Raw genomic sequence first — 14,186 nt, 5'->3', positions numbered from 1 at the left:
CCTGACCGTCGGATCTCCCCATCCTCAGCACTGCGGAGCAGCCGGTGCTGGTCGACCCGGCAGGGCCACCACGGGAGACGCCCGCCGATGAGAGGCCGCTACGACAACCTGACCCGTACCCGGGCTCTGGACCCGGAGCGCGACTACCTGGACATCTACCAGACGATGCTGCGCTACGAGTTCCCCTGGGACATGAAGCTCGGGCTCAACCTCGCCTTCAACCGGTCCTTCTCCGTCCCCGCCATCGCCACTGTGCACGCCGCCACCGGCGAGCTGACCGAACGCACCCAGAAGCGGATCGACGACACCGGCCTGCTGATGTACGAGATGGTGCTCAACGGCTTCGAACAGCCCCGGGGCCGTGACGCGTTGCGGCGCGTCAACCAGATCCACCGCCCGTACGACATCAGCAACGACGACTTCCGCTACGTCCTCGGCTGCCTGGTCGTGATCCCGACCCGGTGGTTGCAGGCGTACGGCTGGCGCCCGCCCTGCTGCCACGAACGGCACGCCACGTACCTGTTCTACCGGGAACTCGGCCGACGGATGGGCATCACCGACATCCCCGCGTCGTACGACGAGTTCGAGACCTGGTTCGACGCGCACGACGCGACTCACCTGCAACCCAACGACGACGCGGCCGCCATCGAACGAGCCACCCGCATGCTGATGCTCGCCCGGCTCCCTCGGATGCTCGCGCCGCTGGGAAACGCACTGGTCAGTGCCATGTACGACGCGCCGCTGCGGCGCGCGACGCGGGTGGACACGCCGGCTTGGCCGGTCCGGGCGGGGTTGCACCTGGCTCTGAAGACGCGCTCACTGTCGCAGCGGTGGTTCGGCGCGCCACGGACGACGGCGTTGTTCGCCGACGGCATCCGGGCCAGGAGCTACCCCGACGGGTACGAGATCAGCCAGCTCGGCCCGCAGCACGACCGGCCGCACGAACAGGTCTCTCGGCGGAGACGGGGAACAACCGACGCAGACCGCGCTGCTCGGTCTCAGTGACGCGGCCGCACCAGCCCCGCGTTGAAAGCCGCGATCACCAACTGTGCCCGGTCTCGTACGGCCAGCTTCGCCAACAGGTGCGTGATGTGCGTCTTCACCGTCTTCACGGAGATCACCAGGGCAGTTGCGATCTCGTCGTTCGACAAGCCGCCGCCGATCAGTGTCAGCACCTCGACCTCTCGGCCGGTCAGCCCCCGCAGCGCCGGCGTCGGCCGGTCCGGGTACGGCGCCGCGACGTAGTGCGCCACCAGCCGGGTGAGGATCGACGGTGCGAACAGCGACTCACCTCGGTGGGTCCGACGGATCGCTTCGATCAGCTCCTCCGGTCGGGAGTCCTTCAGCAGGAAGCCGGATGCGCCGGCGTGCAGCGCCTCGTACACGTACTCGTCGAGTTCGAACATGCTCAGAACCAGGACGCGGGCGGCGGCCAGCGCGGGGTCGGCACAGATACGACGGGTGGCCTTGAGGCCGTCGACGTGCGGCATCCGTACGTCCATCAGGATGACGTCGGGGCGGGTGGTCCGGGCGTGCGCCACGGCATGTGCTCCATCGCCGGCCTCGCCGACGACGGTCAGGTCCGGCTCGTTGTCGATAATCATGGCGAGGCTGTGTCGGAGCAGCGCCTGATCGTCCACCAGCAGCACCCGGATGTCACTCACGCTGCCCCGTCCCGAATTCGCGCGGTGACCCGGAAGCCCTGGCCGACGTGCTCAGCGGACAGGGTGCCGCCGAGACTGCCGATCCGCTCCCGCAAACCGGCCAACCCGTGTCCGGCGCCGGGTGTCGCCAGCCACCCGTCACCTTGCGGGCCGGCGTCGGCAACCGTGGCCACCACGTACGTTCCGTCCCGAGACACCCGCACCCGCACGTCTGTCGGGCCCGCGTACCGTGCCGCGTTGCTGAGCGCCTCCCGCACGGTCTTGCAGACGGCGACCTGTGCACCTTGCGATACCGAACCGAGCGGTTCGACCGTCAGCCGTGTCCGAAGCCCCGCGAGCGACGCCCCATGCACGATGCCGGGTAGGTCGTCGAGGTTGTCCACCGGGGCACGGCGGCTGGCGGCCGACGGCTCACGGAGGACCGTGAGCATGCGGCGCAACTCGGCCGTCGCATGCCGGCTCGCGTCCTCGATGTCGGTGAGCGCCGCCTCCACCTCGGCAGGTTTGGGTAGGTGCCGGGTGGCCGCCGCGCGGACCGTGATCAGGCCCAGGCCGTGCGAGACGATGTCGTGCAGGTCACGGGCGATCCGCAGCCGTTCGGCGAGCACCGCCTCGGACGCCGCCCAGGCGGTCAACCGGGACTCGTAGGCGGCTCGATCGGTGCGTGACCGCCGCACCGCCCACACCGCGGTCGCGACTGCGCCGCCGACCATCAGCGACGGCAGGACGACCGCGAGCGGGCCCCGCGCGCCGACCGTACACATGGCCATCACCAGCACGCTGGTCACCGCGACAACAACCGGCACGGCCCTGGACTGCCCGGAGGGGCGCGGATGGGCGTTCACCACCCCGACTGTAGATCTCAGACCAGGGTCTGACGGTCCGTGGACCGACCCGGCTGTCGAAATCCGAGCACGGTCGGATGTCCGAGCGCCGACCGACCGGTTGACTCGATGCATGATCACGATCGATCGCGTCAGCAAGACCAAGAGCAAGACGCAGATCCTGTACGACGTCAGCTTCGAGGCCCGCCCCGGCCGGGTCACCGGCTTCCTCGGGCCGAACGGAGCTGGCAAGACCTCCACGCTCCGTATCCTGCTCGGCCTGGACCGCCCACAGAGCGGAACCGCACTGATCTGCGGGCGTCCGTACCGGCAACTGGACCACCCGCTGACAACGGTCGGCGCGCTGCTCGACGGAAGCGGGGCGCACCGGGCCCGCCAGGCCCGCGCCCACCTGCGCTGGGTGGCCGCGAGCAACGGGCTGCCCGAATCCCGAGCCGACGAGGTCCTCGAGATCGTGGGCCTGACCGGCGCCGCGCGCAAGCGTGCCGGCCGCTTCTCGCTCGGAATGAGCCGCCGGCTCGGGCTCGCCACCGCACTGCTCGGCGACCCTGACGTGCTGGTCCTGGACGAACCGGTCAACGGCCTCGATCCGGCCGGGATCCGCTGGATCCGCGAGTTTCTCAAAGACAGCGCGGCGGAGGGCCGAACCGTCCTGCTCTCCAGCCACCTCATGGGGGAACTGGCCGAGATCGCCGACGACGTCATCGTGATCGACAAGGGGCGGGTCGTGATCCAGGGTGGGCTCGCCGACGTCACCGGAGGTCATCGCACGCTCGAAGACGCCTTCCTGGCGCTGACCGCCACCGAAACAGGTGGATCATGGTGAGCCTTGTCAGGGCTGAGCTGCGAAAGTTGTTCGGACTGCCCACGGCCTGGGTCGGCCTGGTGCTGGGCACCCTGGCGGCACCCCTGATCGTCCTCCTGAACGCGCCGTACACCCGCCGTGCGATCGCCGCCGGCACCGTCACCGACACGTCCGACCTGGGCCTGCGCGACCTGGGTCTCGGTCTTATCGGTCCGATGATCCTCGGTGTGATCGTGATGAGCAGCGAATATGCGTCCACCGGACCGGACAGCCCTGGCGCCCGTCAGCTCACCACGACGCTCACCGCTGTCCCCGACCGACGGCGTCTGCTCACCGCGAAGACCACCGCACTGGTGCTTGTCGTCGCGGCACAGGCGGCGGTCACCGCTGCCGCCGCACTCAGCCTCGCCCGGGTGCTGCACGGCGACCACGCACCGACACCCTCAGCCGCCCGAGTCGCCGGCGCGATCCTCTACTGGACGCTGACCGCACTACTTGCCTACGCGATCACGCTGATCACTCGCAACGGGATAGTGCCACTGACACTGCTGATCATCAACAACACTGTCGTCTCGGTGTCGTACCTGCTGACGAAGGTCACCGACCTCGCCGCCTACCTGCCGGACATCGTTGGGGCGCGGATGTTCCTCCGCAACGCGGACTTCCCCGTTCAGATCTCTCCGCTGACCGCCGGACTGGTGATGACCGCGTGGGTCGTAGCGTTACTCGCGGCGGGCGCGGTCCTGTTTCACCGGCGGGACACGTGACCACCGCCCGCGCGGAACTACGCAAACTGCTGACCCTGCCATCGCTACGCCTGACCGTACTGCTGACCTGGACCGCCCACCTGACGCTGACCTGGGCGTACAGGGTGGCCGAGTCTCGCGGCGAGCCACTCGGCGACAACCCCGCCCTCGCACCGCTCGCCTACACCCAGGCCGGCTTCCTGGTGCTCGGCGTGCTGGCGGCCGCATCCGAGTACGAGGAGGGCGGCCAGATCCGCACCACACTGCTCGCGTCGCCCCGGCGGCTGCCTCTACAGGCGGTGAAGGCCCTCACGCTGGCCGTGGTGACGCTTCCGGTAGCCGCCACAACGGCGGCCACCAGTGCGTTGCCGGCCGGCGCGGCCACGTGGACGCCGGCCGCAACCGCGTACCTGACGCTCACCACACTGCTCGGGGCGGCATTCGCCGGTGTCGTCCGCCGCTCGGTGCTCGCCGTGATCCTGTTGCTCGGTCTGTACTTCATCGCGGGACCGCTGATCCGCACCTGGTCCGCCACCAGCGCTGCCTACCTGCCGGACACCGCGGCCCTCGACCCGTGCCGTGGCGCCGCCGCGACGGTCGGCTGGACCCTCGGTGCCCTGGCCCTCGCCGCTTACAGCTTCCACCGACGCGACGCCTAGGTGTGCACATCTCCGCTGGGGGGCACGCGGGTTGGGGCCAATCCGCCGGCCGACCTGGAGGGACGGCCGGCGGACCGGTCTCAGCGGATGGTGGTGACGGTCCAGCGTGGGGAGGCGTTGGTGACCGGGACGGTGTCACCGACCAGCGTGGTCACCGCCTGGGTGTCCCGCTGCACGCTGGTGCCGACCCAGAGTTCGACCTCGCCGGGCTCCACGACCCGGGTGTACGTGCGGTCGGAGAAGGCCAGGCGGGTGGTGGGGACGGTCAGCTCGACAGTGACGGACTGACCCGGCTCCAGGTGGACCCGCTGGTAGCCGAGCAGCTGCGCCAACGGCCGGGTCACCGAGGCGACCACGTCGCGACCGTAGAGCTGGACCACGTCGTCGCCGGCGACAGCGCCGGTGTTCGTCACCCGCACACTCACGCCGATCGCCCCGTCGGTGGGCACCGTGCCGGACACGGTGAGATCGGTGTGCGCGAACGTCGTGTAGGACAGCCCGTGGCCGAACGGCGCCACGGGTATCGCCGGCAGGCTGGTCACCTCGTTGCCCTGGCCGAGGGTGGGGTGCAGGTACGAGTAGGGCTGCGCGCCGGCCGGCCCGGGCATGGTGATCGGCAGCTTGCCCGACGGGTTGACCCGCCCGGAGAGCACTCCCGCGATCGCCCCGGCACCCTCCTCGCCCGGGAAGAACGCCTGCACCACCGCCGCGCAGCGCGTCAGCGCCCAACCGATCGTGTACGGCCGCCCGGTGAGCAGCACCAGGACCACCGGCGTACCGGTGGCCAGCACCGCCTCGACCAGTTCGCGCTGGACGCCGGGCAGTTCCAGGTCGTCCCGGTCGCAGCCTTCGCCGACCGTGCCGCGTCCGAAGAGGCCGGCGTGGTCGCCGACGACCAGGACGGCGACGTCCGCGGCGGAGGCCGTGGCGACCGCCTCGTCGAAGCCGGACCGGTCGTCACTGTCCACGTCGCAGCCGCGGGCCCAGCTGACGAGGTCGTCGCCGAACTCGACCCGTACGGCGTCGAGCACTGTCGGCACCTCGATGCCGGTCTCCACGCCGGGATGCTGGACGAGGACGTGGTTGAGGAACGAGTAGCACCCGAAGAGCGCACTCTGCCGGTCGGCGTTGGGGCCGATGACGGCCGTCCGCCGACCCGCCGGCAGTGGCAGCGCGTCCCGGTTGGCGACCAGCACGATCGATTCCTCGGCGAGCCGGCGGGCGATCGACCGGTGCTCGGGTGAGTCGAGGTCGATCGCCTGCGGCGGCTCGTCGGTGAAGGTCGCGTCGAGCAGGCCCAGGTCCTGCTTCTGGCGCAGCACCCGCAGCACCGCGCGGTCGATGATCGCCTCGTCGATCCTGCCGGCCCGCACCGACTCCCGCAGGGTCAGGTAGGCGTCGCCGGTCGGCAGCTCGACGTCGAGACCGGCCGTCAACGCCTGCCCGGCCGCCTCCGCGTGGTCGCTCGCCACGTGGTGCAGCAGGTTCAGGAAAGCGACCCCGTAGTAGTCGGCGACCACAGTGCCGTCGAAGCCCCACTGGTCGCGCAGGATGCCGGTGAGCATCGTCGGGTCGGCGGCGACGGGCACCCCGTCGATATCGGTGTAGGAGTGCATGACGCTCCGGGCGTCGCCGTCGATGATCGCCATCTCGAACGGCAGCATCAGCACGTCGGCCAGTTCCCGACGGCCTGCGTGCACCGGGGCGAAGTTGCGCCCGGCGCGCGAGGCGGAGTAGCCGACGAAGTGCTTGAGGGTGGCGTGCACCCCCTGCGACTGCAGGCCGCGCACGTACGACGTGCCGATGGTGCCGACCAGGTACGGGTCTTCAGCGATGCACTCGTCCACCCGACCCCAGCGGGGGTCGCGGATCACGTCGAGCACCGGGGAGAGCCCCTGGTGAACGCCAAGAGTCCGCATCGAGGCGCCGATCGCCGCGGCCATCTCGGTGACCAGTTCGGGGTTGAACGCGGCACCCCAGGCCAGCGGGGTGGGGAAGGTGGCGGCCTTCCACACCGACAGCCCGGTGAGACACTCCTCGTGGACGATCGCCGGGATGCCCAGCCGGGTCCCGGTGACCAGGTCCCGCTGGAACTTCCACAGCCAGGACGCGCGTTCCGCCGGATCCTGCGGACGGGTGCCGTAGGCGCGGGTGAGATGACCGAGCCCGTGCCGGGAGAAGTCCCCAAGCGCGGAGTCGTCGCCGAACTCCCCCTGCAGTGGTGCGACCGCCTCGCCGTCCTCCTTCTCCCAGAACCCGACGAGCTGGGCGATCTTCTCCTCGATCGTCATCCGGCCGAGGAGGTCGCGGAGGCGATCCCCTCCGTCGTGCCCGTCCTGTCGGCTGTGGTTCGGATCTGCCTGAGCCGGCGCCGGCCCGCCCACCACCTCGTGGACCTCAGTCATGCTGTGCCTCTCTGGTTGTGCTCGTACCGCTGCCGCTCAGCCCTTGACCGCACCTTGCAGGCCACCGACGATCTGCTTCTCCGCGAGCGTGAAGAACAGCAGTGCCGGCAGCATCGCCAGCGAGGTGAAGGCGAGGACGCCCGCCGTGTCGGTGGTGTACTGGCTGGAGAAGTTCTGCACGCCCAGCGGCAGGGTGTGCAGGTTGACGTCGCTGAGGACGAGCAGCGGCAGCAGGAACGAGTTCCAGCTCGCCACGAACGCCAGGACGCCAACGGTGACGAGCGCGGGCCGCGACAGCGGCATCGCGACGCGCCAGAGGAAGCCGAGCCGACTCGCGCCATCGATGGCGGCGGCGTCCTCCAACTCTCTCGGAATGGCCGAGAGGAAGGGACGCAGGATCACGATCGTCAGTGGCAGTGAGAAGGCGACCTGCGGCAGGATCACCGCGTAGTAGGAGTTGATCAGGTTCAGGTCACGCAGCATGAGGTAGAGCGGCAGGATCGCCGCCCCGGCCGGAAACAGCAGACCGAGGGTGAAGAAGGTGTAGAGCCCTTCCCGCCCGCGGAAGCTGTAGCGGGCGAGCACGAACGCGGCGGCCAGGCCGAGCACGACCACGGCCAGCGTGGTGCCGAGGGCGATGACCGCACTGTTGAACGCCTGCTGCCAGAAGTTGCTCTGGGTCAGCACCCGGGCGTAGTTGTCCCAGACGAACGGGGCGGGCAGGCCGGCCGGGTCCGCGACGATCTGCGGGGTGGTGCGGAAGCCGCCGATGACCACGTAGATGACCGGGGCGATCGACACCGCAGCGATCGCGAGGGCGAGCGCGTAGGTGAGCGGTGTGCCCCAGGAAATCTGACGACGCCCGGTGGACTGGGGGAGAACGCTGTTCACGGCCATCGTCACTTCGCCCTTCCGGTGATGGCGCCCTCGATGTCGCGGCGGAGCAGGAACCGCTGGAACAGCAGCGCCGCCACGAAGGAGATGACGAAGAGGATTACCGCCACGGCGTTGCCGTAGCCCCACAGCCGGGCGAAGAAGCCGTTGTCGACCATGTAGGTCGCCATGGTGGCCGATGCGCCGAGGGACCGCACCGCGGGCACCGAGGTCACCCAGATCATGTCGAAGATCTGCAGTGAACCGATCATGGACAGGAACATCCAGATCCGGATCGTCGGGCCGAGCAGCGGGATCGTGACGTGCCGTTGGATCTGCCACCAGCTTGCGCCGTCGATGGACGCCGCCTCGGTCAGCTCGTCGGGCACATTGGACAGACCGGCGAGGAGCAGGATGATGGCGAAGCCGACGTACTTCCAGGTGAGGACGGCCAGTAGGGTCCAGATGACCACGTCCAGGTCCGCGAGCCAGGCCTGCACCAGACCGCCCATGCCCAGGGACCGCAGCAGCGCGTCAACGGTGCCGTCGCCGGTCAGGAGCAGTTTCCACATGATGCCGACGGTGACTTCGGCGAGCACGTACGGCACGAACACCAGCAGGCGGAACACGGCGCGCCCACGGAAGCGACGGTTGAGCAGCAGGGCGACGCCCAGGGCGATCGGGCCCTGGATCAGCAGCGACCCGAACACGATGATGGCGTTGTTGCGCAACGCGTCGAGGAAGATCGGATCCTGGAAGGCGAGGGTGTAGTTCCTCAGGCCGACGAACTCGGTGGGCGGCCCGACCCCACGCCAGCGGAACAGGCTGTAGTAGACCGCGAAGCCCATCGGCACCAGCACGAACATCACGTAGACGAGGACCGCTGGCGTGGTGAGGCCGATGATCTCGTACCACTTGCGACGGTTGTCGGCGCGCCGGGCGGACGCGCGCCCAGCCTGGCGGGGGCCCGCCGGCGACGCGGAGGCGCCGCCGGCGGGCATACGGAGCTGGTTGGCGGAGGTCACTTGCTTGCGGCCGCCTTCATCGCCGAGACGACCTTCTCAGGCGTCCCGTTGCCGGCGAAGATGGCGACGACCGCGTCGTTCATCGCGGTCCCGACGGTGCTGCCGTAGGCAGTGTCCAACCAGAGCTGGACGTAGCTCGATCCGGAGGTGGCCTGCAGGATGGACGTCAGCGCGGGGTCCTTCACGGCCCCCTCCGCGCCCTTGGCCACCGGCAGGCCGGTGCCGGTCTCGGCATAGCCCTTCTGCACCTCGGGGCTCACGATGTACTTCAGGAACTCGACGCACTCGGCGGGCGCGTTCTTGGAGCAGGAGAACCCGTCGCCACCACCGAGGGCCGCCTTCGGGTCACCCGGCGAACCGGAGATCGCCGGCACCGGGAACCAGCCGAGGAACGAGGCGAGCTTGGCCTTGTCCGTGGCGACGGTGTCCAGCGTGCCGCGGTTCCAGTCACCCATCAGCTCCATCGCGGCCTTGCCGTTGGCGAGCATGCCGTTGGCGCTGGTCGGGTCGTTCTGGCCCGGCGTGGCGATGAAGTTGGGTTGGAACGGCTTGGTGTCGATGAACGCCTTCAGGTCCTGGCCGGCCTTCACGAAGCACGGGTCGTCGAAGGTCTTCTCCGTGGCCGCCTTCTTGAGGGTGTCGACGGAGCAGGCGCGCAGTGCCATGTTGTACCACCAGTGCGCGGCCGGCCACTTGTCACCGGCACCCACGGCGATCGGAACGACGTTGATCGCCTTGAGCTTGGTGACAGCGGCGTTGAGCTCCTCGAAGGTGGTCGGCGGAGCCGAGATGCCCGCCTGGGCGAACATGTCCTTGTTGTACCAGATGCCTTCGATGCCCATCCGGAACGGCAGGCCGTACTGCTTGCCCTTCACCTGCCAGATCTCTGCGGCGCTGCCGATGTTGGCGACCTCGTCCTTGGTCTGGTCGGTGATCTCCTTGAGGTAGTCGGCTTCCACCTGCTCGGTCATCTCACCGCCGCCCCAGGTCATGAAGATGTCCGGCGGGTCGCTGCTCAGCAGCGCGGCGGGGATCCTGGTGCGCTGGAGCTGGTTGGTCTCGATCGCCTCGATCTCGATCTTGACCGTGGGGTGGAGTGCGGAGAAGTCCTTGGCGACCTTCTCCCAGTAGGTCTTGCCGGGCCCGTCCTGCGAGGCGTTGTGCCACCAGGTCAGCGTCACCGGATCCTTGTAGAGCTCGCCCTCAGGGGCCGCCTCTTCACCGCCGCCGCTGCACCCGGCGGCGACGAGAACACCTGTCATCAACAGTGCCAGGACGGCACTTCTACGTCGCTTCGTTGCCATCGATGTCTCCTCGACTACTCAGTCGCGGTACTCGGCCTGCGGCGAAGTTTTACAGTCATGTAACTTGATGTCAATCGGTATCGATAACGTTTTCGAATCGGCGGCGACACCTCGCCGACTGCGGCCCTATCATCATCGACGTGGTGTTTCAGCAGCGCGTCAAGATGTCCGATGTCGCACGCACTGCCGGCGTCTCGGTCGCGACCGTATCGAAGGTTGTCAATGGTCGGTACGGCGTGGCCCGAGCGACGGTGGAGCGCGTCCAACAGGTCATCCACGAGCTCGGCTACGAGGCGAGCCTGGGGGCGCAGAGCCTGCGCAGCCACCGGACCAACGTGCTCGGCATCCTGTTGGCCGAGTTCGAGCCGTTCTCGACCGAGCTTCTCAAGGGCGCGTCCCAGGAGGTCGCCGGCAGTGGGTACCAGCTGCTGGCCTACTCCAGCGGGGACGGCGAGGGCGCGGCGGTCGGATGGGAGCGGCGCTCGCTCGCCCGGCTCTCCGGCACTCTCATCGACGGCGCCGTGATCGTCACGCCGACAGTGGTCGAGACCGAGAACAACTTCCACGTCGTGGCCGTCGACCCGCACACCGGTCCGTCCCACCTGCCCACCGTCGACTCGGACAACTTCGCCGGCGCGGTGCTGGCGACCAACTACCTGCTCTCCCTCGGCCACACCCGGATCGGGCACATCAGCGGACGTACCGACCTGATGTCGGCACAGCTGCGCGAGGCCGGCTTTCGCAGTGCGATGGCCGAAGCCGGCGTGCCGGTGGACGAACGGCTCGTCCGCGTCGGTGGGTTCCGGATCGAGACCGCCGCCGGCCCGGCTGCGGAGCTTCTCGCCCTCGCCGACCGGCCGACCGCGATCTTCGCGGGTAACGACCTCTCGGCGATATCCACGATGACCGTGGCCCGCGACATGGGCCTGTGCGTGCCCGACGACCTCTCGGTGATCGGCTTCGACAACGTGCCGGAGTCGGCGCTCGTCAACCCGCCGCTGACGACCATCATGCAGCCGCTACAGCGGATGGGCGCCGAGGCGTTGCGCCTGCTCGTCGACCTGATCGCCGGCGTCGAGCGCGACACCCACATCCGGCTCCCGACGGAACTGGTCATCCGCTCCTCCTGCCGCCCGCACCGCTGACGCTGAAGGGGGCGCGGCACCCCGGACGGGTTCGGCGAACTCGTCCGCGCACCCTGGGGTACGCGACAGGGTGGCAGAACGTGAATCCCACGTAAGCCGACAATCTTTCCCCCTAGGTTCGATGCGCAGGACGCCGCCGAACCGGGGAGAGACGTGGACAGCTATCCGGCGATCGAGGATCACGGACTCATCGGCGATCTGCAGACGGCTGCGCTGGTGACGTGTGACGGAACGGTCGACTGGTTCTGCGCGCCGCGATTCGACTCGCCGAGCATCTTCGCCGCGCTGCTGGACAAGGAGAAGGGCGGCTACTTCCGGATCGCGCCGCACGACGTGCGGTACGTGACCAAGCAGCTCTACCTCCCCGGCACGCCCATCCTGATCACGCGGTTCATCAGCGCCGACGGTGTGGCCGAGGTAATGGACTTCATGCCGGTCACCGGCGAACGGGTCACCGACGCGCACCGCCTGGTCCGCCTCGTCACCATGGTCCGGGGCAGCATGCGCTTCCGGGTGGAGTGCCGACCTCGGTTCAACTACGCCCGCGACGAGCATCAGCTGGAGCGCCACCACAACGGCTACCTCTTCCGCAGCCGGTCGGCCACGCTGACGTTCCACCCGGTCGACCCCGTGCGGCGGTTGATCTCCGAGCAGGGTGACATCCACCTCGAGGGCGGCGACCTGGTCGCGTACGGCACGCTGAACGAGGGTGACACGGGAGGGGTGGTCCTGGAGACGGGCGGTAGCGAACCGCGCATCTTCCCGCCGGAAGAGATCCAGGGCATGTTCGAGTGGACCCAGGACTACTGGCGGCGCTGGCTTGAGCGTTCCCGCTACACCGGCCGCTGGCGGGAGATGGTCGAGCGCTCGGCCATCACGCTGAAACTCATGACGTACGCGCCGACCGGCGCGATGATCGCCGCGCCCACCGCCGCGCTGCCCGAGCTGGTCGGCGGAACCCGCAACTGGGACTACCGCTACACCTGGGTACGCGACACGTCCTTCTCGGTGCACGCGCTGCTCGGCCTCGGCTTCACCGAGGAGGTCAGCCGGTACATGAACTGGCTGGACGAGCGGATCCGCGAGGCCGGCGACCACCAGGATCCACTGAAGATCATGTATCGGGTGGACGGCTCCTCCGACCTGCACGAGGAGGTGCTGGACCATCTGGAGGGCTACCGCGGATCACGCCCGGTACGGATCGGCAACGGCGCCGCCGACCAGCTCCAGCTCGACATCCACGGCGAGGCGCTGTACGCCATGCACCTCGCCGACGAGCAGGGCATCCGTGTCTCGCACCAGGTGTGGAAGAGCACCGTCCGGCTGGTCGACTGGCTCTGCCGCAATTGGGACCAGCCCGACGCCGGCATCTGGGAGAGCCGTCACCACCCCCGCAACTACACCTTCGGCCGGGTGATGTCCTGGGTGGCGCTGGACCGGGCGATCCGATTGGCCACCCGCACCGGCCGCCCAGGGGACATGGCCTGCTGGACCGAGCAACGCAACCGCATCTACGACCAGGTCATGGCCCGCGGATACCACCGGGGCCGGGGCACGTTCGTGCAGGCGTACGACGAAACCGTGCTGGACGCGGCGCTGCTCGCCATGCCGGCGGTCGGTTTCGTCACCCCGAGCGACCCCCTGTGGCAGTCCACCCTGCTGGCGATCGAACGCGAGCTGGTCTCGGACAGCCTGGTCCACCGGTACGACCCGGTCCACTCCCCCGACGGCCTCCCCGGCCACGAGGGCACCTTCAACATGTGCACGTTCTGGTACGTCGAGGCGCTGGCCCGTTCCGGCCGCCTCGACGACGCCCGACTCACCTTCGAGAAGATGTTCACCTTCAGCAACCACCTCGGCCTCTATGCCGAGGAGATCGCCGCGACCGGGGAGCAGATCGGCAACTATCCCCAGGCGTTCAGCCACCTCTCCCTGATCAACTCCGCGCTGACCCTCAACGACCTGCTCGACACCGAGGCTGACGCCCGCCGTCGCCAGTAGCGCCGGTCAGCCACCGTGTGCGGAGCCGACGTGGGAAGGGCTTGACGCGCCCACGCCCATCACGCATCGTCGACACGTATCGATCATCTCGAATGTATTGACGCGGGGAGACCTGATGAAAGCCTTCGTCACCATCGCAGTGGCCGCGGCCCTGCTCCTGAGCACGGGCAGCACATCGCAGGGCAAGCCGGTCGCCGACCCGCCCTGCTCCGGGCAGATCCACCCGAACCCGGGGTTCGAGCGCGGCGCGACAGGCTGGACCGCCGGCCCCCGCATCGTCGTCTTCGGCGACGCGACCCGGCCCGCACACACCGGGCGCGGGTACGCCACCTTCGCGGGGCTGGACGTGACGCGCAGCGACCTGCTGCGCACCACAGTCACCGTGCCGGCCAACTGCGACCTGACGGTCAGCTTCTGGGTGCGGACCACCACCACGGAGATCAGTCGGGGCGACTACCTGAACGTCGGAATGGCGGTCACCGGAATACCGCCGAAGACGAGGTTCTCGCTGGCCTTCGACGGTGGGACGCCGTGGCGGCAGTACACCATGTCGAGCGGGACGGCGACGACCGAGCGCACCGCGACGGTCAGCTTCCTCGGCAGCGAGACGGCCGGCAACGGCGTCACCGCCTTCGACGTCGACGACGTGACCTTCACGTTGGGCTGACCACAGCGGATGGAGGCCACCTGAGCCCCGGGACCTGCAAGGAATTG

Annotated in this window: 13 protein-coding genes; 7 read left to right on the top strand and 6 right to left on the bottom strand. The window is 68.9% G+C overall.

Features of this window, described 5'->3' with window-relative positions; translation table 11 throughout:
- Positions 1-87: 87 nt before the first annotated feature.
- Complete coding sequence (locus tag QSK15_RS30145) at positions 88-1,005, top strand: oxygenase MpaB family protein (RefSeq protein WP_285797427.1); 918 nt, start codon at positions 88-90, stop codon at positions 1,003-1,005.
- On the opposite strand, the gene QSK15_RS30140 is transcribed toward QSK15_RS30145, so the two are convergent.
- Complete coding sequence (locus QSK15_RS30140; protein ID WP_285797426.1) at positions 999-1,664, bottom strand: response regulator; 666 nt, start codon at positions 1,662-1,664, stop codon at positions 999-1,001. The genes QSK15_RS30145 and QSK15_RS30140 overlap by 7 nt on opposite strands.
- On the bottom strand, positions 1,661-2,509 hold the full coding sequence (locus tag QSK15_RS30135) for a sensor histidine kinase (protein ID WP_285797425.1): 849 nt from the start codon (positions 2,507-2,509) through the stop codon (positions 1,661-1,663). Before QSK15_RS30135 ends, QSK15_RS30140 begins: the two co-directional genes overlap by 4 nt.
- A gap of 112 nt (positions 2,510-2,621) precedes the next feature.
- Here QSK15_RS30135 and QSK15_RS30130 point away from each other — a divergent pair, with 112 nt between their 5' ends.
- Genes QSK15_RS30130 through QSK15_RS30120 form a run of 3 tightly spaced genes read left to right on the top strand, consistent with a single transcriptional unit; the run spans position 2,622 to position 4,719 of the window.
- Entirely contained in the window at positions 2,622-3,335 is a 714-nt protein-coding gene (locus QSK15_RS30130; RefSeq protein WP_285797424.1) for an ABC transporter ATP-binding protein, read from the top strand.
- Positions 3,329-4,081: a hypothetical protein gene (locus QSK15_RS30125; RefSeq protein WP_285797423.1), complete on the top strand. Its 753-nt coding sequence runs from the start codon at positions 3,329-3,331 to the stop codon at positions 4,079-4,081. Before QSK15_RS30130 ends, QSK15_RS30125 begins: the two co-directional genes overlap by 7 nt.
- Positions 4,078-4,719, top strand: coding sequence for a hypothetical protein (locus QSK15_RS30120; RefSeq protein ID WP_285797422.1), 642 nt, complete (start codon positions 4,078-4,080; stop codon positions 4,717-4,719). Before QSK15_RS30125 ends, QSK15_RS30120 begins: the two co-directional genes overlap by 4 nt.
- Positions 4,720-4,799: 80 nt before the next feature.
- Here the strand turns inward: QSK15_RS30120 and QSK15_RS30115 are convergent, their stop codons facing one another.
- Genes QSK15_RS30115 through QSK15_RS30100 form a run of 4 tightly spaced genes read right to left on the bottom strand, consistent with a single transcriptional unit; the run spans position 4,800 to position 10,284 of the window.
- Positions 4,800-7,124, bottom strand: a complete 2,325-nt coding sequence (locus QSK15_RS30115) for a beta-xylosidase/alpha-l-arabinosidase (protein WP_285797421.1) — start codon at positions 7,122-7,124, stop codon at positions 4,800-4,802.
- A 36-nt stretch (positions 7,125-7,160) separates the two neighbouring features.
- Positions 7,161-8,027: a carbohydrate ABC transporter permease gene (locus QSK15_RS30110; RefSeq protein ID WP_285797420.1), complete on the bottom strand. Its 867-nt coding sequence runs from the start codon at positions 8,025-8,027 to the stop codon at positions 7,161-7,163.
- A complete protein-coding gene (locus tag QSK15_RS30105) occupies positions 8,024-9,022 on the bottom strand; it encodes a carbohydrate ABC transporter permease (protein WP_285797419.1) in 999 nt (332 codons plus the stop codon). The genes QSK15_RS30110 and QSK15_RS30105 overlap by 4 nt, the downstream gene beginning before the upstream one ends.
- Entirely contained in the window at positions 9,019-10,284 is a 1,266-nt protein-coding gene (locus tag QSK15_RS30100) for an extracellular solute-binding protein (RefSeq protein WP_285797418.1), read from the bottom strand. Before QSK15_RS30100 ends, QSK15_RS30105 begins: the two co-directional genes overlap by 4 nt.
- A gap of 182 nt (positions 10,285-10,466) precedes the next feature.
- Here QSK15_RS30100 and QSK15_RS30095 point away from each other — a divergent pair, with 182 nt between their 5' ends.
- The 3 genes from QSK15_RS30095 (at position 10,467) to QSK15_RS30085 (ending at position 14,139) form a co-directional block, all read left to right on the top strand.
- Positions 10,467-11,471: a LacI family DNA-binding transcriptional regulator gene (locus tag QSK15_RS30095; protein ID WP_285797417.1), complete on the top strand. Its 1,005-nt coding sequence runs from the start codon at positions 10,467-10,469 to the stop codon at positions 11,469-11,471.
- A 153-nt stretch (positions 11,472-11,624) separates the two neighbouring features.
- Entirely contained in the window at positions 11,625-13,472 is a 1,848-nt protein-coding gene (locus QSK15_RS30090; RefSeq protein WP_285797416.1) for a glycoside hydrolase family 15 protein, read from the top strand.
- A 115-nt stretch (positions 13,473-13,587) separates the two neighbouring features.
- Positions 13,588-14,139 carry a hypothetical protein gene (locus tag QSK15_RS30085; protein ID WP_285797415.1) on the top strand — a complete coding sequence of 184 codons (552 nt, stop codon included), beginning with the start codon at positions 13,588-13,590 and terminating at the stop codon, positions 14,137-14,139.
- Positions 14,140-14,186 lie beyond the last annotated feature (47 nt).

This window comes from Micromonospora sp. NBRC 107095 (genome assembly GCF_030269705.1).
GTDB lineage: Bacteria > Actinomycetota > Actinomycetes > Mycobacteriales > Micromonosporaceae > Micromonospora > Micromonospora parva.
Note: the sequence above shows the minus strand (reverse complement) of the source record. Positions and strands in the feature narration are given on the sequence as shown.

Coding starts and splice junctions, on each gene's coding strand:
- QSK15_RS30145 (WP_285797427.1), top strand. CDS start 88: ATGAGAGGCCGCTACGACAACCTGACCCGTACCCGGGCTCTGGACCCG.
- QSK15_RS30130 (WP_285797424.1), top strand. CDS start 2,622: ATGATCACGATCGATCGCGTCAGCAAGACCAAGAGCAAGACGCAGATC.
- QSK15_RS30125 (WP_285797423.1), top strand. CDS start 3,329: ATGGTGAGCCTTGTCAGGGCTGAGCTGCGAAAGTTGTTCGGACTGCCC.
- QSK15_RS30115 (WP_285797421.1), bottom strand. CDS start 7,124: ATGACTGAGGTCCACGAGGTGGTGGGCGGGCCGGCGCCGGCTCAGGCA.
- QSK15_RS30100 (WP_285797418.1), bottom strand. CDS start 10,284: ATGACAGGTGTTCTCGTCGCCGCCGGGTGCAGCGGCGGCGGTGAAGAG.
- QSK15_RS30085 (WP_285797415.1), top strand. CDS start 13,588: ATGAAAGCCTTCGTCACCATCGCAGTGGCCGCGGCCCTGCTCCTGAGC.